Here is an 18,521-nt window from a genome sequence, read left to right as displayed (position 1 = left end):
CCCCGCCGTCATGGTGGCCCACATCCTGCTGACCCAGCTAGACCCGGAGCGGCCCGCCAGTCTCTCCCCCGCAGTGGTGACCGGCCTGCTGCGGGAGGAGCTTGGCTTTGCCGGAGCGGTCCTCACCGACGACCTGACCATGGGGGCCGTGACCCAGAGCTACGGTCTGGGTGAGGCCGCCGTTCTGGCCGTCGAGGCCGGCTGCGACATCCTGCTGGTCTGTCACGGGCAAGACAGCGTCCCCGCCGTCCGGACGGCTCTGCTGGAGGCGGTGGCCTCCGGCCGCATCACCGCAGAGCGCCTGGACGAGAGCGTCTATCGCATTCTCCGCCTGAAAACGGAATACGCCCTGACCAATGAGCCGGTGAGCCCCCCGGATCTGGAGGCCCTCAACGCCCAAATCGGCGCAGTGCCGGTCCAATGACTTGCATTTTCCACCTAGGCAAGGTACAATAGTGCCACTGCAAAGGCGGTGATCTGGATGACAAGAGAGGAAGCTTTTGAATTTCTGGACCGGACAGCCCGGGGCATCGCCGAGATGTTCGGCTCCACCTGTGAAACGCTGGTCCACGACATGGGCGTGCCCACCCATCCCATCCTCTCCATTTACAACGGCCACATCTCCGGCCGGACGGTGGGCTCTACCATGGACATTCTGGGCACCAACCGGGAGCTGGACCAGGAGGCCTCCACCACTGACCAGGTGAATCTGTACGCCACCACCCCCGCGGGGGCCCAGATCAAGTCCTCCACCTTCCACCTCATCGGAGAGGGCTACAATCTGGCCCTGGGCATCAACTTCGACTACACCTCTCTGGTCTATGCCAACCGCATCCTGGTGGACCTGATGAGCGCCGAGGCCGATCTGAAATCCGCCCTGTTCCAGGGGGGCGATACCGCCCTGACCGACCTGTTTGACGAGTGCCTGCGGGCGGTGGGCAAACCGGCAGACGCCCTGGGCAAGTCCGACCGGCTGAAGCTGGTGGCCTTGATGGAGCAGAAAAACGCCTTTTCCTACCGCAAATCCGTGCCCTTCGTGGCCAAGCGCCTGGGGGTAAGCCGGTATACGGTATATAAATACTTAGACGAGCTGGCCCGTCAGGGCGACGGCGGCCAGCCGGACTGAAACGAGGGATACGACATGAAGCATCAAGAACAGATCGAAGCCTATTGGAGCGACCCCGCCCGGGAGCGGGAACTGGTCGGCGCCATCGCCCGGCTGGTGAACGTGAAGAGCGTAAAGGGGGACCCGGAGCCCGGAAAGCCCTTCGGCCCCGGCCCTGCCGCCGCGCTGGACGAGGCTCTGGCCCTGTGCCGGGAGCTGGGCTTTTCCATCTCCGACTACGACCACTATGTGGGCCTGGCCGACCTCAACGACAAAGAGACCCGGCTGCATATCCTGGGCCACCTGGACGTGGTGGGGGAGGGCTCCGGCTGGGACACTGACCCCTATACCTGCGTGGAGAAGGACGGGATGCTGTACGGCCGGGGGGTCTCGGACGACAAGGGCCCCGTGGTCTGCGCCCTGCTGGCCATGAAGGCCGTGCGGGACCTGGGACTCCCCCTGTCCGCCAATGTCCGCTGCATCCTGGGCACCGATGAGGAGTCCGGCTCCGCCGACATCGCCTACTATTACGCCCGGGAGCCCTACGCCCCCATGGCCTTCACCCCCGACGCCGACTTCCCTCTCATCCACATTGAGAAGGGCCACTATCATCCGGACTTCGGCGCCCAGTGGGAGAGCTCCGACGCCAAGCCCCGGGTGGCCGCCCTCACCGGCGGGTTCCGCACCAACGTGGTGCCTCCCGAGGCCGAGGCCATGGTGCTGGGCCTTTACGCCCACGATGTGGAGCCGGTCTGTGACCAGGTGGCGGCCCGGACCGGGGCGGTGTTCACCGTCAGCGGCTCGGCCAGCGGCTGTCACATCCACTGCGCGGGCAAGAACGCCCACGCCGCCTCCCCCGACGGCGGCATCAACGCCATCGCCGCCCTGCTGGAGGTCCTTGCCGCCCTCCCCCTGGCCGGCTGCGCCGGCACGGACGCCATCCGCTCCATGCACGAGCTGTTTCCCTTTGGGGACAACCGGGGCCGCGCCCTGGGCATCGCCCAGTCCGACGCGGAGTCCGGCGAGCTCACCCTCAATCTGGCCGTCATGACGCTGACGGAAACCGGCTTTTCCGCCAAGTTTGACGTGCGCTTCCCCCTCTGCGCCAACGAGGACAACTGCAAACGGGCCTGTGAGGCCAGCTTTGCCGCCCACGGCATCGCCGTTACCGGCGCTCCGGATATGACCACCGTCCACTGCGTGAGCGCCGATTCCCCCCTGGTGCGGACCCTCCTGGCCTGCTACGAGACCTACACCGGCGAGCCGAACGCCCAGCCCATCGCCATCGGCGGCGGCACCTACGTCCACGACATCCCCGGCGGCGTGGCCTTCGGCTGCCAGTTCCCCGGCTTCGACCCCAAAATGCACGCCGCCAACGAGCAGGCCCGCATCGACCAGCTCCTCCTGTCCTGCAAGATCTTCACCCAGGCCATCGCGGAGCTGTGCGGCGGATGACGGGTCCGTACATCCGGCGGCGGCCGGCCGCCCTCCTGGCCGCCCTGTTCCTCTGCCTGGCTCTGACCGGCTGTGATACCGGGGCGCATATGACGGCCTTCGACGCCTCGTCCTATGTCTCCGGCCTGCTGGACCAGAGCTTTAAAAAGACCTGGTCCAACGCCTGGCTGGACCTGGTGGACCTGACGGAGGGCGCCGCTCTGGACGCCTACGAGGCGGGCTTGGACCAGGAGTACCGGCGCTTCGCCTACCAATTCGACCTTCAGGATGCCAGCCTTACCGACGAGACCCGGCAGGCGGCGCGGGACCTGCTGGCGGAGATCTGCGCCAAGGCCCAGTACACCGTCCAGAGCGCCGTCGCCCTGGACGACGAGCGGTACGCCGTGGAGGTGAAGGTGCGCTCCATCGACCTGTTCCTCCAGGTGGAGGCGGACGACCTGTCCGACTACGCCGCCGCTTTTCAAGCCGCCCATGCTTCCGACCGTCCCGACGCGCTGGACGACGCGTACCGGTCCGCCTACTGGACCCAGTACGAAAACGACTGGGCCCTGGGCGTGGTGGAGCTGTGCCGGAGCAAGCTGGGCCTGCTGGGCTATGGCGACGTGGAATCCATCCTGGTGCTGGTGGCCCCCGACGACGCGGGGAACTACTCCATGGGGGACAATGACTTTGCCAACCTCTCGGCGCTGATCCTGCCCTATTGACTGCGATAAAAAACGGCTCTGTATTCCAAAACGGAATACAGAGCCGTTTTTCACGCCACTTACGCCTTTCCCCGATCTCCCTGCTCCCGCAGGACCGACAGGGCGTTTTTCAGAAAGGCGGGATAGGGCGCCCCCATCAGTCCCAGGTTCTCCAGCACCGACAAGCCCTCGTTTCCAATGAGAAACAGCAGCACCGCCGTCCGGGCATAGGTCTCCTCCACCAGGAGGTCCAGTCGCACCGCCACCAGCACCAGCGCCAGCTCCGCGCCCTTTTTACACAGCCCCCGGAAGCCCGCCCGGCTGTCCAGCGCCCCGTCTCCGCTCTTGTCCGACCGCCGGAACACCCCGGCCACCACCAGCCCGGTAAGGTAATCCAGCGCCATGCAAAACAGCAGGGTCTGCAGCGCGCGGTCCCATCCGCCCAGGGCGTTGACCGCCGCGCTCCCCGCTGCGGCCGCTCCGGCCAGCACCAGGTCCTTGGTCCGCAGCCATTGTTCTCTGTTCACGCCTCACGTTCCTTCCTATCGCACCATTTTCGCCAGCTCGGCCCAGGTGGGGCCCAGCGCCTCAAGGTCCGCCCAGGTCTGGAACCGCGCCTCCAGCTCGGCCCAGGTGGCGTACCAGAACGCATATTGGATCTCCAGGTGGCACGGCAGGATGTCTTCGATGATGCGCCGCATGGCAGGGAAGCCGTCCGGAACCCCCGGCACCTCGGGAAAGCACACCTCCACCGTCCCCGGCAGTTCCCCCTCGCTGGCCACAGCGTTGAGTCCGCAGCCGGTCAGGTTGTCGTTGACAGCGGCCAGGGTGAAGCAGTCCCCGCTGATGCGCAGCAGGGCGGCCAGGGCCTCCCGGCGGCGTGGAAGGCTGTCTGTCACCGGCCGCCGGGCCAGCAGCTTCTCCACCCGTTCCAGGCCCTCGTTCTCTGCGGTGGAGAGGAGCATTTCCCGCTGGATGGCCTCCAGGCGGGCGCCGCAGGCGTCCAGCGCCGCCCCCACCGCCTCCAGCTCTCCGGCTCCCAGGCCGCCCTCCAGCCGGTAGACCCCCAGGGGTCGGAGCAATTCCTTCAGATAGCGGGCGTAGCTCATGCCATCTCCTCCACCGTCAGGGTGCCCAGCACGGGTAGCACGTCGTCCGCCGCCGCCACGTCGGCGGCGGGGGTGACGACGGCATAGTTCTCCACCCCGTCCACGCCGTAGAGCAGGGCCCCCAGCCGGGCCCGCAGCACCGGCTGACCCAGCCGGCCGCCGTTGAACCAGCTCCGCAGGGCCTGCTCGGCGGCCTCCAGCACGGCGGCGGGGTCCGCCCCCGGCGCCACGGCCACCCGCACCGCCACATCCACCGTCCGGATCTCCGGCGCCCGGACCACCAGGTCCACGGCGATCTCCCGCCGCGCCTCAAAGTAGTCGGTCAGCTCCGCCAGCAACTCCGCCGAGGGTGTGCCGGAGGGGGCGGACACCACCACATCCACGGTACCCCGGCCTCTGGGCCGGGGTACCGCCACGGCGGCGGCCACTCCTTCGAAGGACAGCGCCCCCTGCTCATAAAAGGCGGCGTTGGCCCCGTTGGGCATCCGCTTGAAGCTGTCCAGCACCCGCTCCCGCAGCGCCTCGTCGCTCTCCCGGTCGGTACCGCCGGAGAAGCCCTCCGGATTGACGCACCGGCTCACCCCCACCGGGGCCACTGCCAACGAGAGGATGGTTCCGGCGGCCGCGTTGCCCGCCGCGCCGGCCTCCACGGCCCGGGCCCGGACCAGAGTGGTGAGCTCCCCGGCCGGCAGCGTCCCCTCCTCCACGGTCTCGAACCGCACCAGGCCCGCCGTCATGCACACCGTCCCCGCCGGGATAGGCCGGTCGGTGGCCGACGCCGTATCCACGCTGAACTGAATGCTTCCCTCGGCCTTGGCGGCCTCCCGCCGCTCCAGCCCCCGCAGAGCGGCGTGGCGGTCCAGGTCCTCCCCCTCCGCCGTCTGGGGAAAGCACTGCCGCTCCACCCACTGGGCCTGCACGTACATGGCGTAGATCTGGGCGGCCACGGCGTACAGCCGCGCCGCCAGGTCACCGCTCCCCGCCACCTCCGTCCCGGTGGCCTCGGCAAAGGCCGCCGCCATCTCCCGGTATATCTCCTCTACCGTTTTCAACCCGATTTCCTCCTCACACCGTCACCGAAGTGGAGAGGGCCTCTCCGTTCCAGTCCAGCCGCACATGGACCCGGAGCCGGTCTCCCTCCAGCTCCTCCACCTCCACGCCGGTGATCTCCAGCTCGCTTTCCTCCGCCAGCGCCTCGGCGGCGTATTGCCGGGCCAGGGCGGCCCTGGCCCCCGGCTTCTCCTGGGTCAGCCGGTACAGGCGGCTGCCCAGCTCGGGCAGGAAGGGGAAGCTCCCCCGCCGGGCGGAGAGCTGGAACAGCACCCGCTGCAAGAGCCCGTCCGTCCCTTCAGCCCGCCGGAGCCCGCCCTGTCCGTCCGGCACATAGTCTCCGTCCCGCAGCAACAGCTCCGCCATCAGCTTCCATCCCCCGGACCGGCCTGGGGCTGATAGGTGCCGGGCAGCTCCACGCCGTTGATGGATACCCGCCCGGTGATGGAAATCCGCCCGTCCGCCCCCAGCCGAACGGCGGTGTTTCCGCCGGGCCCCAAAAGGAGGATCTCTCCGGGGTCCAGCCCGGCAGCCGCTTCGGTCTCCACGCCGGCGATGCAGAGCTCCTCCCCCTGGTCTCCGGCTTTGATGACCAGCACCCGCTGCCCCGGGGCGGGCCGCCAGAGGTAGCCCCCCGGCCCCATCAGCGGCAGGTCCCGCCGCTCACCGGAGAGATAGACGCTGGGCCGGTCCCCGGCCAGGGTCACCGTCCCCAGCTCGGCGCCCGCCTCGGCGTTCCCGTTTCCCCGGCCTTGTCTTGACAGCCACATGGACTCACTTCCTCTCTCATAACACGCTTTCCGGCTCGCCCAGGACCAGCCGGGTCCGTCCGCCCTGTCCGTCCAGCTCCACGGCAGCCTCCAGTACCCGGTAGACGCCGTTGCAGCCCAGTCCCGTCCGGTCCAGGCGCACCAGGTCCCCCGGCCAGGCGAAAAACCGCTGGGGGACCGTCAGCTCCAGCCGTGACCGCTCGGCCTGGGAGCGCTGGAGCTGGAACTCCCCCCGGTAGCGCATGGCCTGGTATCCGCTCCGGCCCGGCATGGTCAGCACCCGGCGGCAGCGCCCTCCCTGCTCCGCGAAGGTCCGGTTGACCATCCGCTCGGCCTGCTGCCGGGTCTTGTCCCGCACCAGGATCTCCGAGAGCACGCCATAGCGCTTTTCCCGGCAGACCAGCTCCGTCACCGCCGTCTTGTCGTCGATGACCAGCCGCTCGCCGTCCTGCCAGGGGGAGAGGACCAGCCGGCCCTGCCGGTCAAAGCGGGGAGCCACACCCCCGTGGTAGCGGGCGAAGTCATAGAGCACCTGCCACTCGCTGCTGCCGCTGGCCACCGAAAAGCCCTCCACCGGCGGCAGTCGGTATCCGCCGGCCACCTGGATGCCGTAGGGCTCCACGTGGTCCCGCAGGATGTCCGCCGCCGTGGCGGTCTGATAGTCGGCCGCCTGGGCCTCGTTGTCCAGCAGCAGGGCGGCCATTCCCCGGCCAGAGACAGTCAGGGTGCTCCCGCTGTCCCCGAAGCGGCACTCGCACTCGTCCACCACGCCCTGAAAGACCCGCTGGCCGTCTTCCCATGCGGTAAAGCCCACCAGGTCGGCCAGACCTCCCTCCAGCCCCCGGTCCCACAGACATCGAAGTGCGAAGCTGTCGCAGGGCACTCCCGCCGTGTACTCCAGGGTGCAGGACAGCAGGGCCGGCAGGGTGAAGACCCGCCCGTCCCATCTGGTCAGCGCTGTCTCCATCACCGGATCTTCACCTGCTCTCCGGGCAGGATGAGGTTGGGGTTCTTGATCTGGGGATTGCGGGCGATGAGGTCGGTGAGCTCCACCTCATAGCTCCGTGCGATGCCCCACAGGGTCTCCCCCCTCTTCACCGTGTGCCACAGCGCTCCGGCACCGCCACTCCGGGCCGTCTGGTTGTGGGCGGCGGAGGCGGTCTCCTTCCACGTCCCGCGGTAGAGGTTCTGCTCCTCCCAGAAGGTAAAGCGGTAGCTGACGTAGTCGGCCCGGGGCTCCTGACGGAGGGCCAGGTCCACAAAGTAGGCCTCCGCCGTCTGCCAGACCGGGTGGACCAGCACGCCGGGGCCCGGATCGTAGAAGACGGAAGCCAGCTTTTTAAACTCCTGATAGGCGCCCTCCCCCACGAACTCGCCCTCTCCCCGCATGATCCGCCGGGTGAGTCCCAGGTCCTGGAGCTGATAGCCCCCGAAGGGGACCTTGTGGACCGCCATCTTCCGCTCGTAATCAATGGTGTAGGTTCTGGGGTTGTGGGGCCAGGTATAGGTCTTGTACCGCATGGCCGTCAAGCGCATGGGCTTCTCCCCCTTCTAAAACAGTGTAAATCGGCCGTCGTATCGCCGGGCGTCCCGCTGGAACAGGCGGTCCAGCTCCGCGGGCCGGAGGCCCGGCGTCTCCTCGGACGCCGGCGCGGGGACCCGGACCACTGTCCGGCCGGGGGCGGAGGTCCCATAGGCCGCGGCGGCCCGCAGGCGCGCCAGCCCCCAGTAGAGCCCGGCGGCGGCCGGCTGTCCCGGCGGCGCGGTCCCCTCCAGCCCGCTCCACTCCGTCCCGCTCTCCGCCGGCTCCTGTGTTCCCCCGGCGGCGGAGCGGGCGGACGCCGGGAGGTCCGGCTCCCTTTCCCGGCGCCTTTCCCGGACCGCCGCCGTCTCCGGCGCGGCGGTCCCGTTTTGGCTCTGCGCCGCCGCTTGGCGGCTCTTCTCGGAGCTCCTTGCAGAGAGGACCGCCGCTGCCTCATGCCAGTCCCAGCTCCGTTCTTCCTCCTCCTCCAGCCGGTCCAGGCTGTCCTCGATGTAGTCCGTCATGCCTTCTCCCCCCGCCGCATCCGTTCAAACCGCTCCGGGTCGAACCCTGCGTTCTCCCCGGTCCGGTCGCCTCCCGTGGCCGCGCCGCAGACGGGGCACCGTCCCTCCCGTGCCTCCGCCCGGCAGGCGGGACACAGCGCATCCAGCGCCTCCTCGCCGTCCAGCAGCAGGTTGAGGGCGCACCACAGGTAATCCCGGTCGGTCATCGCCCGGGCCCGCGGCTCGGTGGGCAGCGCCCCAAAAGCCCGGAGCACGCGCCACTGAAGGCGCGCATAAGGCGCGTGCTCCAGGCTTTTTTTAAGTCGTGCACCCCCGGCTCTCCCTCCTCCGGGGAGGGATTTTCCCGCCGGTTGAAGGCGCTCCACTGGCGGCTGAGGGAGGCGATCTGCTCCACCGACAGGCCCTCCAGGACCGCGCCGCCGGTAGAGAACACCGGCTCTCCGCCCCGCTCCAGGGCTCGGGCCAAGAGGCAGGCGTTGGCGCACAGGGCCCGCTCCCGGTCCTCCCGCGTCAGGCCCGCCGCCTCCCGACGGGCCTCCAGCACCTCTCGGGCGGACAGGAGCCGCAGCTCCAGCCCCTGTCCCTCCTCTGCCGCCGTCCTCCGTGCTCCGGCCAGGAGGGTCATCCAATCCCGCTCCATGCTCACGCCTTCGTCTCGATTCGCTTGGCCGCCACAATGGTCACCTTTTCTACCACCATGTCGCCCAGGGTGCCGTTTTCCCCGATGGCGCTCCACTGGCAGCCGGAGTAGATAATCTTCCGGTCCGGCTTGCAGATAACCAGGGAGAAATCCTCCAGGTCGTGGAAGTTGATGCCGTCCCGCACGGCCTCGTCTGTGGCGTAGAGCCGCGTCAGCTCCACCAGATGGCTGCGTGGCCCGGGTATGGTGGCCACCGGCTGATCCTCGCCGAAGGCCTCCACCGTCCGGCTCGAGCGGCTGGTCTTTGCGGCGTAGCTCTGCACCACCGCCACCTTTTTGCCGTCTACCTCTAGATAGATGTCGCTGCTGGTGGGAAATCCCGTCACTGTCATTGCTTCCCCTCCGTATTAAACCGTCACATGGGCCGTCAGCCAGATCTGATTGAGTCCGTGGGTGACGGTAAAGCTGAACTCCACCAGACACACCGTGGGATTCTCCTCCAGCGCCGTCACCGTCACTCCGTCGTAGCCGGTGATGATCTCCCGGCCCAGCTTGTTCTCCAGCTCCAGAATGGTCTGGGCGCGGATCGCCCCTCTGGACTGCTCGGTGTTTTTGGCCCGCTGGAACTTGGCCCGCAGGCTGTTGCGCACTGCGGGGATCACGTCGTCCACGATGCGGATGGTGGACAGCTCCCGCCAGGTGCTGTCGGCGGCCTCGCCGTTCTTGGTTCTGGTGGTGACGCCCCGCACCACCGAGATCTCCCCCGCCGCGCTCTCCAGGGGGGTAACCCCGCCCCGCACCAGCAGGTCGATCTCGTTGTCGCTGTACTGGACCTTCAGTCCGCTCAGGCCCCGGAGTACCGCACCGCCCAGGGGCACCGCCGGGTCGTTCTCTCCGGCGATGGCCCCGGCCACGGCCGCCGCCGCCCGGCCCTTGCCGCTTGGGTCTGCGGGGGCCACCAGCACCATACGCTCGGCGTTGAGCCCCTCCGCCCGGGTCACCAGTTGGCTCACCGTCTCGGTCTCTCCTCCGGCCGCCACGCCGATGCGCTCCCGCCGGGCGGCGGAGGCGGCCTTTACGCTGTCCCGCAGGGCCTGCTGCACCGCCAGGGTGGTGGAGTCGCACACCACCACCGCTACGTCCTCCACCGCCTCCAGCGCGGCGAAGGCGGCGGCGTAACCGCTCTCATCCGCCGCGGGGACCGCGTCCACCGCCGCCGCCCCGTTGAGGAGCAGCAACCGGATCAGCTCGCAGATCTCCTCTCCGCTGCCGAAGGCGGAGACCGCATCCTCGTAGCGGGTGATCCGCACCGCCTCCCCGGCGGCGGCGCCGGTGCACAGCGCCGCCAGCCCGACCACCTTGCCGCCGCCGCTGCCGGACACCACCGCCGAGGCGTCGTAGGCAGAGTACACCCCCGGCCGTTCATGCGTCGTCATTGTCATGCTCGTTCCCCTCTCACCTCAAAATCCAGGAAGGTCCCGCCCTCGTCGGCCACGGCGTAGAGCCACGCGCCGCACTGCGCCTCCGCGGGGCAGTGAAACAGCCCCGTCTCCCGGTCGAAGGCCGTCTCTCCCCGGGAGAGCGTGTGGAGCTTCAGCCCCTCCGGCCCCCCGGCGGCCAGGGCCTCCGCCAGATCGTCAAAGAGGGTCTGGCACCCCGCCGCCCCGCTCTCCCTCGGGGCGTAGAGGTCCAGCCCGAAAGTGACCTGTACCTTCCTGCCGTACAACTCCTGCCATTGGCCGCTGTCCCGGTCATACCGCTCTCCCAGGTAGTCCCGGAAGCCGGACGGCCCGCCCTCGCAGGCGCGGATGGACACCGCCGCCACCGGCCCGCTCAGGCGTCTGCGCCCCTGGCCGGGCCAGGCCGCCACGGCCTGCACGCCCCGCGCAGTCAAAAAGGCCGTCATATGCTCCCGGATTCGATCCAATCCTGTCATGTCATTCCTCCGCATCCCTGGGCCGCAGCAGCCCCCACCAGTGGGAGAGCCGCCGGCCCACATAGATGGGCTGGGCCTGCATTATCTCATATTTCCGCCCATTCCACTGGAGCCAGCCCTCCTCCAGCCCCTCCAGCGGGGCATCCGGAGGGCCCAGGTAGAGGAAGCGGTCCCGCCTGGCCTCCCCCAGGGGGGTGGGCAGGCTCTGCCACCGGTCCTCCCGCCGGTCCAGCACCGGCTGGAGGAAGGCCCGCGTCTGGACCTCCTGCCCGCCGCCGGAGTGGAGGCAGACGGTCTGTCCGTACCGTTTCAGAAGCCCCCGGAGCACTCCGCCCGTCAACCCGGCACCCCCTGAAAGTGAAATCCCCGGTCGGCCAGGTAGGGGGCCAGCACGGCCTCCGCCCGCCGCCGCAGCTCGTCCCGCCGCAGGCAGGCGGCCTCTCCGCCGCCACGGACGGTCAGGTCCCCGGCGGAGAAGGCGCTCACCCCCTCCAGGTCCTCCCCCGCCCGCCAGTCGGCCAGCGCGGTCCAGGCCGCGGCCAGGGCGAAGGCTTCGGCGCAGTCCCCGGCCGTCACCCCCTCCTTCAGGCGGGCGGCCAGCTCCTGTTCCGCCTGGGTGCACAGCTTGCGCAGGCCCTCTTCCTCCTCGCCGGCCCCGCTCAGTGCCCTGGCCAATGCAAAGATCTCCTCCGTCATGCCGCCTCCATCACACCGTCAGGACCTTGGCCGCGTCCTTGAAGATCTTGGCAAAGCCGCAAATGGTAGTGATCGCGGCCCGCTCCAGTTGCCGGTCGATGAGCTTGTCGTATTCCACCATCACCCGGTCACCGGACTGTACCATCTCCAGGGCGTAGCGCTTGTCCAGGCCGATGAGCTTGCCGCTGTCCATGGCGGAGGTGCGCAGCAGCTTGGCCCCCAGGGGGGTGGTCAGCCTGCCGGTACCCTGGAAGTTGAGGCCGGTCAGGGGGTTTTGGAACTCAGTCATCTTGAGCATGTCCACCATGACGCCGCTGGGCACCAGCAGGGTGTTGAGCTCGTAGGGCTCGAACTGCGCCCAGAAGTCCACCAGGGCGTCGTAGTCCAGCGTACCGCTGGTGCCGCCGATGGGGCTGGTGCCCACCTGATAGGTGTCGGCGGCGTTGTCGTTGCCGTCGCCGCCGATGAGCACGCCGATGGCGTCCTCCACCAGCATCCGGCTGATGTAGGCGCCGATCTGCTTGAGGGTGACGGAGAAGAGGTCCAGCTTCTGATAGCGGATGGCCTCGTAGGAGGCCACCAGCATCCTCCCCCGCTTGTGGAGCTTGACCAGGTTCTCCTGGGTCTTGACGGTGGTGGAGGGGATTGCGGCCCCTTCCTCCACCCGGCGGAGCTTTTTCTCGTCGCCGGGCGCGGAGGCGATGGAGCGGTAATCCAGCCCGTCGAAGCGGGTGACGGCTGCCACCAGATCGGGGAGGATGTCGGCCTCCTCCATGCCCAGCCGCACCGACCGGGCGATGTACTCGGGAAAGAGGACGGCGGAGTCGGAAGTACGGAAAAATTTCTCCACCACGTCGGAGCCCTCGCCCTTGACCTTGATGTCGAAGCGCTTGAGCTGCCGCTGGTAGGCGTCCAGCCCCTCCAGGGGGGTGCCCTTGTAGTGGGGGTCGGGGTCCAGCTCCTCCAGCACCTGGGTAAAGGACTTACCCGTCTGGTTGTACATGCCTTTTTCCAGCTTTAGATTGTCATAACAGTATGCCATACCCGCATCCTCCTTTTCTTACAGCCGAACCACGGCGGTTTTGGCCGTGGTATCCGCGCTGACGACCAGATAATCTCTCGCCCCGTCGCCGGAGCCCGCCTGTTTCACGCCGCCGGAGCCATCGGCGGTGAGGCTCACCCAGCCGGGCGCGACACCTGTGCCGCTGTATTTGACCCGGGCAAAGCCTCCCACCTGTACGGCGGCAAAGCCCCCCACCGGAGCCAGGGCCACGCCGCAGAAGCGCTCCCCTGCCGTGCAGGGGCCCACTGTGCTGTCTCCGGCCAGCTTGACCGCCATGCCGTCCTCCACGCCGCTCTGGGCGATAAAGGTGGCGGTCACCGCGCCGATCTCTTCATAGGAAACCTGTCTGCTCATGCTCTTCCTCCCTTTCTTCTCCGTCCAACCTGCCTCAGATCAGGAAGGCCCCGTCCCGGGCCGTCTCCTGTTCCTGCCCTTCCGAATAGGTCAACTGCGTCCGCAGGGCGTAGCGCTCCCGGGTCCGTTTTTCCAGCGCCTTGCGCAGCGCCTCCAGCTCGCCCTCCTCCAGCTTTTCCGTCATACGCTCCAGGACGGGTGCTTCCAGCTCCAGCTCGGCCAGCGCCCCCAGCCGCGCCACCTCCCGGCGCAGCCCGGCCAGATACTTGCGCCCCAGGGCGGCCTCCTGCTCCAGGCGCTCCAGCCGGGCCTCCCCCCGGAAGCCCTTGAGCACCCCCGCCCCCGGCTGGGCGGGCACGGCCACGAAGGACCACTCATAGGCGTCGGTGACGCCGTCTAGCTCGGCCCAGCACAGTTTTCCGTTGTAGGTCCGGCCCCGGATGTGCCGGCACTTCTCCCGGTCCCGGATGTCCTCGCCGCACACCGAGCAGACCGACCGCTCCACCGCGCAGCCCACCGATACCTCCCGTTTGATGCCTGCGTCGATCTCGGCGATCAGGTCCCGGTTGGCCTCGGTACGCAGCATGTAGGCGTACCCCTTCACATAGCACAGGGGGTCCCCCGCCCGGGTGGTGGCCTCCGGCTCCCGGACCACCTCCGCCCGGTAGATGCGGGCGGTCTGCCCCCTGGCGCTCCATTCGTGGTCAAAGATGCCGCTTTTCCCCACGAACTTTTCCGCCAGCGTCTCCAGGGCCTGGGGGGAGAAGCGCTCCCCATCCCGGTCGATCTCGTTGTCGCACAGCCGAACCGAGAAGGTGTAGACCTCTTCCGCCGTCAGCTCCTTCCGGCTAAATTGATGGATCTGCTCCAGCTCCCGCCGGTCCACTTGGGGGCCCCGGCCCAGCCCCGCCTCTTTTTTGATCTGCAAGCTTTCGTCCTCCCCTATCTTCCGCTGTTCTGTCCGCGCACCGCCCGGGCCTGCTCCCGGTACAGCTCGGCGCGGGCCTCCTCCACCTGATCCTGCAGGTTGATGTCGTCCCACCGGACCTCCACCCGGCCGCCGTAGCCGTGTACCCGCAGCCACAGCTCGCAGATGCGCTCCACCACCGGGTCCAGGGACCGCCGCAGTGCGGTGATCTCGCTGGTCATCATGTCGGCCTGCTGGGTGCTCATGCGCTCGGTGGAGGACCAGGACAGCCCCAGCAGGAAGGGTGGGATTCCCGTCTTGGCGATGAGCTGTTCCAGGATCTGCCGCACGGGCACCTCGCTGTCCAGCACCTGGTTGTCGGCGCCGATGACCTTGATGTCCACGTCGCCCACCGCCACAAAATCCCGGACCCCGCCGTTTTTTCCCGCCTGCATGGCCGCCGACCACTCCTGAGCGATCTGCCGGCACCGCTCCTGGGCGCAGGTCCGCTCCAGGCCGTCCTCCCCCGGCTTGCAGACCACGGCAAAGCGCACGTTGCCCATGCGCTCCCAGTTCATGCCCATAGCCTGATAGATTTTTAGCAGGATTCCGGTCAAAAAGGGCATGGACCGCAGCAGGGACACCCCATAGGGGCTGTCGGTTTCCGGCTGGAAAGGGGTAAAAAGGAGGAGCTCCTGACAGGGGAGCTCCTCAATCTGTCCGTTTTCCCTCCGGGCGCAGAGGGTGAAGTCCAGGGGGGAGTCTCCCTCCCGGATCTCCAGGTCGGCGGCATTCCCGCACAGCAGGGCGGCCACCTCCCGGCCGTCGGGGTCCAGCACCAGCTCACCCACGGCCCGTCCGCAGGTGAGCAGCGAGTCCATGTAGCAGTCCAGGAAGGACTGCACGCCCCGCTGTCCCCGTCCGGTGGGCACCGTGCGCAGAAACCGCTCCAGCCCCTCCTGGGCCCTGGGGTCTCCGCACTGCACCCGGACGCCGCCCACCAGCCGGATGAGCTTTATGAGGGCGGCGTCCACGATGGGCACCGCCTCCCGGATGGCGCGGTAAAGGGCAATCTCCCCATTGCGCAGAGGCACATAGCCGTCCAGCACCCCGAAGGGATGCCTGCCCCCGTCCCGGAGCTGTACCGCCGTCCCGGTCAGAGGCACTTTTTTCTTTTCAAACAAAGCCATATCCATCTCCCGTCACTCTAAAAGGCTTCCCGCTCCGCGTACCCCGCCGCCAGTCCGCCCCGCTCCCCTTCTCCCGCCGCCACCATGGCGGCAAAGTAGCGGATGTCGTCCATGGCGTGGTCGTGCTCTTTGAGCACCCGATCCCGCCCGCTTCCGGGGTCCCAGCGATAGAGCCCGAATTCCCGCAGGCTGTCCCGGCACCCGCTGCAAATGACCAGCTTCCCGCTCCGGAGCAGCTCCGCCGTCACCCGGATGCCGGAGAGCACGTCGTTGTCGGCCTTGCAGACCCGCCAGCCCTCCCGCCGCAGAGTCTCCAAGAAACTGGCCGCCGAGGGGTCCACCACCACCCGGCGGATCTCCCGCTCTCCGGCCAGCCGCCGCAGGTCGGCGGCATACTCACCGTCGGTTTTCTGCCGCCCGGCTCTCTTGGAATCGTAGTAGTACTCCTCCACCCGGTACCACACCCCGTTCTTCCTGCCCCACAGGCCGAAGGAGGCGGGGTTGACCGTACCGTAATCACAGGAGATGCGCCACTCCTCCATAGGTCCGGCCGGGGGCGGGCGTACCAGGCTCTCGTCGAAGAAGCCGTACACCAGCCCCTCGGCGGCCACCCATTCCCCCAGTACGAACCGCCGGTAGAAGGCGCCCTGAAAGCGCCGCTCATACCGCCGTCGCATCGCGTCCGACAGCCCCGGGTTGTCCTCCATGGTAAAGTGGAGATAGAGGGCCCGCTTTTCCCCGGCCTTCCGGATCCACTCCTGGTAAAACCAGTGTCCGGGGTGCTCCGGGTTGCAGGAGAACCACAGCCGGCTGCCCTCCACGGAGCATCGGGCGCAGGTCTGTTCCACAAAGGAGCGGGGCATGAGGGCCGCCTCGTCCAGCAGGGCCCCGGCCAGCGTGATGCCCTGGATGACGGCGGCGCTGGATTCATCCCGGCCGCCGAAGAGGTAAAAGGTGTTTTCCCTTCCTCCCACGCGCAGGGTCAGCCGGCTCTGGGAGAGCCGCTCCTCCGCCTGGAACCCCAGCTCCTTTAGCGTGGGCAGCAGCGGGACCAGGAGGTTGCGCCGCACGCTCTGGACGCTGCGGCCGCACAGGGCGAACTGCCGGTCCTGGAAGCGCCCCATGGCCCAGCAGAAAAAAGACAGCCCCAGGCAGAAGGTCTTTCCGCTGCGGACTGCGCCGTCGCAGATGACGGCCTCCCAGTGTCCGGCCTCGGGTGAGCACCACCAGGTGAGGACCCGCCGCTGCTTGGAGGAGAACCTCATAGGTCCTCCCGCTCGGTTTTTTCTTCGTCTCCGCCGCTCTCCTCCAGAGCCCGGAGAAAGCGCTCCGCCCCCTCGCCGCTCTGGCCCGCCATGCTGTAGAGCTTCTCCAGGGCCAGCAGCTTGTCCACCAGCCGGATCTCTACCGCGCCGTTGCCGTGCCGTTTGAGCTCCGTGAGTCCGGTGAGGTCCAGCTTTTCGATCTCCTCCAACTGCCCCTCGCCCAGGAAGGCCAACTTGACCGCGTCGTTGCTCTTCCGGTCCGCCAGCCGCTCCAGCCGCCTCAGCACGTCGTTTTTCCACTCCCGCTCTGTCTTTGCCTTCACGCCATCCCACCTCTCACCCTTTCCGCGCCCCGCCAAAATGTTGCATGCTCCGGTACACGAAGCCAAAAACCGTCTTTCGGCGTCGAAAAGCCCCTCTTGTCCTTTTGGGGGTTCTGTGGTATAATTTTTATCTTAGCAGAGGGGAGGTGCACCATGGACCGCAGCGCTGTCAAACAGATTGCCGCCAACCGCAAGGCGTATCACGACTACTTTGTAGAGGAGAAATTCGAGGCCGGCCTCGAACTGTGCGGCACGGAGGTCAAATCCATCCGCCAGGGCAACGTCAACCTGAAGGACTCCTACTGTATCATCAAGGACGGCCAGATGGTGGTCCACGGGATGCACGTCAGCCCCTATGAGAAGGGCAATATCTTTAACCGGGACCCGGTTCGGCCCCGCCGCCTGCTGATGCACAAGCGTGAGATTCTGCGTCTGTTTGCCAAGGTCAAGCAGGACGGCTATGCTCTGGTGCCTCTGTGCATCTACTTTAAGGGGCCGCGCATCAAGCTGGAGGTGGGCCTGTGCAAGGGCAAAAAGCTCTATGACAAGCGTGCCACCGCCGCGGCCAAGGACGCTCGGCGGGAGATTGACCGCGCCATGAAGGACCGGGCCAGATATTAGGCATTGACACCGGCCGGAGAGTGTGTTATTTTATAGTACTCTCCCAAATTGAAAGGAGTGTTTCCCATGGCTCAGAATCCCATTGTCACCTTTGAAATGGAAAACGGCGGCAGGATGGTGGCCGAGCTCTACCCCGATAAGGCCCCCAATACCGTCAACAACTTCATTAGCCTGGTCCAGTCGGGGTTTTACAACGGGCTGATCTTCCACCGGGTCATCCCCGGCTTCATGATCCAGGGCGGCTGTCCCCAGGGCACCGGCACGGGCGGCCCCGGGTACTCCATCCGGGGGGAGTTTACCGGGAATCGCTTTCCGAACGACCTGAAGCATGACCGCGGCGTGCTTTCCATGGCCCGTACCATGGCGCCCAACTCCGCCGGCAGCCAGTTCTTTATCATGGTGGAGGCGGCCCCTCATCTGGACGGCCAGTACGCCTCCTTCGGCAAGGTGATCGAGGGCATGGAGGTGGCCGACGCCATCGTGTCCGTGCGCACCGACCGGATGGATAAGCCCATGGAGGACCAGCGGATGAAGGCGGTGACTGTGGAGACCTTCGGTGTGGATTACCCCGCGCCGGAAAAGGTATAATCACACGTAATGGTTGGATTTTGCAAACTCCCGGCTTTCTGAACGTGGCCCAGCGCAAGCGGGCCCATTCAGGGGCGGAGGCGCAAGGGCAGGAAGGGATGGATGCGCGGCTTTGCCGGGTGTGCCGAACGGAATGGACTTTGCGACGACGCGGGGGCGTACCGGTTTCGACGGGGATGCAGAGGCGGGAATAGCGGGCGAAGGCGCCCAGCCTTCTAAAAATGGGCATTCTTTATAAATTAAAGAACAACAACGATTACGAACTCGTAGCGGCTTAAGTTCCGCTGCCGTCCCAGCCGGAAGGCCCACGAGCCGGTTTGGGGCGTGATTTGAGTGGGGACCGTGCGTGCGCAAAGCTTTGAGCGCACCATGCATCATGAAGCTACCAACCTGCTGAGCGTGACGGCTCGCGCTTCAGGAAGGGAAATTTAAAAGACCGTCTGCGCCCGGAGAAGTTCCCGTTAAAACATTTTCGGACGGGGGTTCAACTCCCCCCGCCTCCACCAAATCCCGAACCCTTGATAAATCAGGGTTTCGGGATTTTTTCTTTGTTTTTCAATGGTTTCATGGTTTTGTCCATGGTACAATGTAAGTTGAAAGCGTATGGTGTCGTGTGTAAAAATCTCAAAAAATGCACACGAATTTGCACATGAAATTAACGGGCGAACCCAAGGCTTTCGATATAAAAACCACCCCCGCCGCTCCAAGGAGCGGCGGGGG

Annotated in this window: 27 protein-coding genes and 1 other RNA gene; 7 read left to right on the top strand and 21 right to left on the bottom strand. The window is 67.1% G+C overall.

The window, feature by feature from the left end; translation table 11 throughout:
* The 4 genes from B3H64_RS10680 to B3H64_RS10665 form a co-directional block, all read left to right on the top strand.
* Window positions 1-424, top strand: a 424-nt coding sequence (locus B3H64_RS10680) for a glycoside hydrolase family 3 N-terminal domain-containing protein (protein WP_286735002.1), incomplete at its 5' end; no start/stop codon positions are given.
* 57 nt (window positions 425-481) lie between these two features.
* Complete coding sequence (locus tag B3H64_RS10675; protein ID WP_238073775.1) at window positions 482-1,126, top strand: helix-turn-helix transcriptional regulator; 645 nt, start codon at window positions 482-484, stop codon at window positions 1,124-1,126.
* A 15-nt stretch (window positions 1,127-1,141) separates the two neighbouring features.
* The gene (locus B3H64_RS10670; protein WP_286734999.1) at window positions 1,142-2,560 is read left to right on the top strand and encodes a Sapep family Mn(2+)-dependent dipeptidase; all 1,419 of its coding nucleotides are present in this window, start codon (window positions 1,142-1,144) and stop codon (window positions 2,558-2,560) included.
* Window positions 2,557-3,264: a hypothetical protein gene (locus B3H64_RS10665; protein ID WP_286734996.1), complete on the top strand. Its 708-nt coding sequence runs from the start codon at window positions 2,557-2,559 to the stop codon at window positions 3,262-3,264. Before B3H64_RS10670 ends, B3H64_RS10665 begins: the two co-directional genes overlap by 4 nt.
* 59 nt (window positions 3,265-3,323) lie before the next feature.
* Here B3H64_RS10665 and B3H64_RS10660 read toward each other — a convergent pair whose 3' ends face one another.
* Genes B3H64_RS10660 through B3H64_RS10560 form a run of 21 tightly spaced genes read right to left on the bottom strand, consistent with a single transcriptional unit; the run spans window position 3,324 to window position 16,592 of the window.
* Window positions 3,324-3,770: a phage holin family protein gene (locus B3H64_RS10660; RefSeq protein ID WP_238073778.1), complete on the bottom strand. Its 447-nt coding sequence runs from the start codon at window positions 3,768-3,770 to the stop codon at window positions 3,324-3,326.
* A 15-nt stretch (window positions 3,771-3,785) separates the two neighbouring features.
* Window positions 3,786-4,352 carry a hypothetical protein gene (locus B3H64_RS10655; RefSeq protein WP_050619269.1) on the bottom strand — a complete coding sequence of 189 codons (567 nt, stop codon included), beginning with the start codon at window positions 4,350-4,352 and terminating at the stop codon, window positions 3,786-3,788.
* A complete protein-coding gene (locus B3H64_RS10650; protein ID WP_050619270.1) occupies window positions 4,349-5,404 on the bottom strand; it encodes a baseplate J/gp47 family protein in 1,056 nt (351 codons plus the stop codon). Before B3H64_RS10650 ends, B3H64_RS10655 begins: the two co-directional genes overlap by 4 nt.
* A gap of 13 nt (window positions 5,405-5,417) precedes the next feature.
* Window positions 5,418-5,768 carry a hypothetical protein gene (locus B3H64_RS10645; RefSeq protein WP_050619271.1) on the bottom strand — a complete coding sequence of 117 codons (351 nt, stop codon included), beginning with the start codon at window positions 5,766-5,768 and terminating at the stop codon, window positions 5,418-5,420.
* Window positions 5,768-6,172: a hypothetical protein gene (locus B3H64_RS10640; protein WP_050619272.1), complete on the bottom strand. Its 405-nt coding sequence runs from the start codon at window positions 6,170-6,172 to the stop codon at window positions 5,768-5,770. The genes B3H64_RS10645 and B3H64_RS10640 overlap by 1 nt, the downstream gene beginning before the upstream one ends.
* Before the next feature lie 16 nt (window positions 6,173-6,188).
* Window positions 6,189-7,139 (bottom strand): hypothetical protein, encoded by a 951-nt coding sequence (locus tag B3H64_RS10635; protein ID WP_050619273.1) that lies wholly within the window; start codon window positions 7,137-7,139, stop codon window positions 6,189-6,191.
* On the bottom strand, window positions 7,139-7,708 hold the full coding sequence (locus tag B3H64_RS10630) for a LysM peptidoglycan-binding domain-containing protein (RefSeq protein WP_242853763.1): 570 nt from the start codon (window positions 7,706-7,708) through the stop codon (window positions 7,139-7,141). The genes B3H64_RS10635 and B3H64_RS10630 overlap by 1 nt, the downstream gene beginning before the upstream one ends.
* Window positions 7,709-7,723: 15 nt before the next feature.
* On the bottom strand, window positions 7,724-8,218 hold the full coding sequence (locus B3H64_RS10625; protein ID WP_286734989.1) for a hypothetical protein: 495 nt from the start codon (window positions 8,216-8,218) through the stop codon (window positions 7,724-7,726).
* Complete coding sequence (locus B3H64_RS10620) at window positions 8,215-8,424, bottom strand: molybdopterin oxidoreductase (protein WP_050619275.1); 210 nt, start codon at window positions 8,422-8,424, stop codon at window positions 8,215-8,217. Before B3H64_RS10620 ends, B3H64_RS10625 begins: the two co-directional genes overlap by 4 nt.
* Entirely contained in the window at window positions 8,421-8,858 is a 438-nt protein-coding gene (locus tag B3H64_RS10615) for a hypothetical protein (protein ID WP_242853764.1), read from the bottom strand. Before B3H64_RS10615 ends, B3H64_RS10620 begins: the two co-directional genes overlap by 4 nt.
* Before the next feature lie 2 nt (window positions 8,859-8,860).
* Window positions 8,861-9,250 (bottom strand): hypothetical protein, encoded by a 390-nt coding sequence (locus B3H64_RS10610; RefSeq protein ID WP_050619276.1) that lies wholly within the window; start codon window positions 9,248-9,250, stop codon window positions 8,861-8,863.
* A 15-nt stretch (window positions 9,251-9,265) separates the two neighbouring features.
* On the bottom strand, window positions 9,266-10,300 hold the full coding sequence (locus tag B3H64_RS10605) for a phage tail sheath subtilisin-like domain-containing protein (RefSeq protein WP_050619277.1): 1,035 nt from the start codon (window positions 10,298-10,300) through the stop codon (window positions 9,266-9,268).
* Window positions 10,297-10,794 (bottom strand): hypothetical protein, encoded by a 498-nt coding sequence (locus B3H64_RS10600; protein WP_286734984.1) that lies wholly within the window; start codon window positions 10,792-10,794, stop codon window positions 10,297-10,299. Before B3H64_RS10600 ends, B3H64_RS10605 begins: the two co-directional genes overlap by 4 nt.
* A gap of 1 nt (window position 10,795) precedes the next feature.
* The gene (locus B3H64_RS10595; protein ID WP_050619279.1) at window positions 10,796-11,134 is read right to left on the bottom strand and encodes a hypothetical protein; all 339 of its coding nucleotides are present in this window, start codon (window positions 11,132-11,134) and stop codon (window positions 10,796-10,798) included.
* Complete coding sequence (locus B3H64_RS10590) at window positions 11,131-11,490, bottom strand: hypothetical protein (protein ID WP_050619280.1); 360 nt, start codon at window positions 11,488-11,490, stop codon at window positions 11,131-11,133. Before B3H64_RS10590 ends, B3H64_RS10595 begins: the two co-directional genes overlap by 4 nt.
* Before the next feature lie 10 nt (window positions 11,491-11,500).
* The gene (locus B3H64_RS10585; protein ID WP_286734982.1) at window positions 11,501-12,532 is read right to left on the bottom strand and encodes a phage major capsid protein; all 1,032 of its coding nucleotides are present in this window, start codon (window positions 12,530-12,532) and stop codon (window positions 11,501-11,503) included.
* 18 nt (window positions 12,533-12,550) lie between these two features.
* Complete coding sequence (locus B3H64_RS10580; protein ID WP_050619282.1) at window positions 12,551-12,907, bottom strand: hypothetical protein; 357 nt, start codon at window positions 12,905-12,907, stop codon at window positions 12,551-12,553.
* 34 nt (window positions 12,908-12,941) lie between these two features.
* Window positions 12,942-13,835 (bottom strand): hypothetical protein, encoded by an 894-nt coding sequence (locus B3H64_RS10575; protein WP_286734980.1) that lies wholly within the window; start codon window positions 13,833-13,835, stop codon window positions 12,942-12,944.
* Between the two features lie 14 nt (window positions 13,836-13,849).
* Complete coding sequence (locus B3H64_RS10570) at window positions 13,850-15,004, bottom strand: hypothetical protein (protein ID WP_050619284.1); 1,155 nt, start codon at window positions 15,002-15,004, stop codon at window positions 13,850-13,852.
* A 17-nt stretch (window positions 15,005-15,021) separates the two neighbouring features.
* Entirely contained in the window at window positions 15,022-16,269 is a 1,248-nt protein-coding gene (locus B3H64_RS10565; RefSeq protein WP_050619285.1) for a PBSX family phage terminase large subunit, read from the bottom strand.
* Window positions 16,266-16,592 (bottom strand): hypothetical protein, encoded by a 327-nt coding sequence (locus tag B3H64_RS10560; RefSeq protein ID WP_050619286.1) that lies wholly within the window; start codon window positions 16,590-16,592, stop codon window positions 16,266-16,268. The genes B3H64_RS10565 and B3H64_RS10560 overlap by 4 nt, the downstream gene beginning before the upstream one ends.
* Before the next feature lie 153 nt (window positions 16,593-16,745).
* Between B3H64_RS10560 and smpB the strand changes: the two genes are divergently transcribed.
* From smpB to ssrA, 3 genes are all read left to right on the top strand, one after another.
* Window positions 16,746-17,213 carry an SsrA-binding protein SmpB gene (gene smpB, locus B3H64_RS10555; RefSeq protein ID WP_238073795.1) on the top strand — a complete coding sequence of 156 codons (468 nt, stop codon included), beginning with the start codon at window positions 16,746-16,748 and terminating at the stop codon, window positions 17,211-17,213.
* Between the two features lie 66 nt (window positions 17,214-17,279).
* Window positions 17,280-17,801 carry a peptidylprolyl isomerase gene (locus B3H64_RS10550; RefSeq protein WP_050619288.1) on the top strand — a complete coding sequence of 174 codons (522 nt, stop codon included), beginning with the start codon at window positions 17,280-17,282 and terminating at the stop codon, window positions 17,799-17,801.
* Window positions 17,802-17,953: 152 nt separating this feature from the next.
* Window positions 17,954-18,307, top strand: a transfer-messenger RNA (tmRNA) gene (gene ssrA / locus B3H64_RS10545).
* Window positions 18,308-18,521: the final 214 nt, after the last annotated feature.

The sequence above is a fragment of the Intestinimonas sp. UBA1698 genome, assembly GCF_002320075.1.
Lineage (GTDB): Bacteria > Bacillota > Clostridia > Oscillospirales > Oscillospiraceae > Intestinimonas > Intestinimonas massiliensis.
The sequence above is the reverse complement of the archived record's forward strand: the minus strand, read 5'-3'. Positions and strand labels throughout refer to the sequence as shown.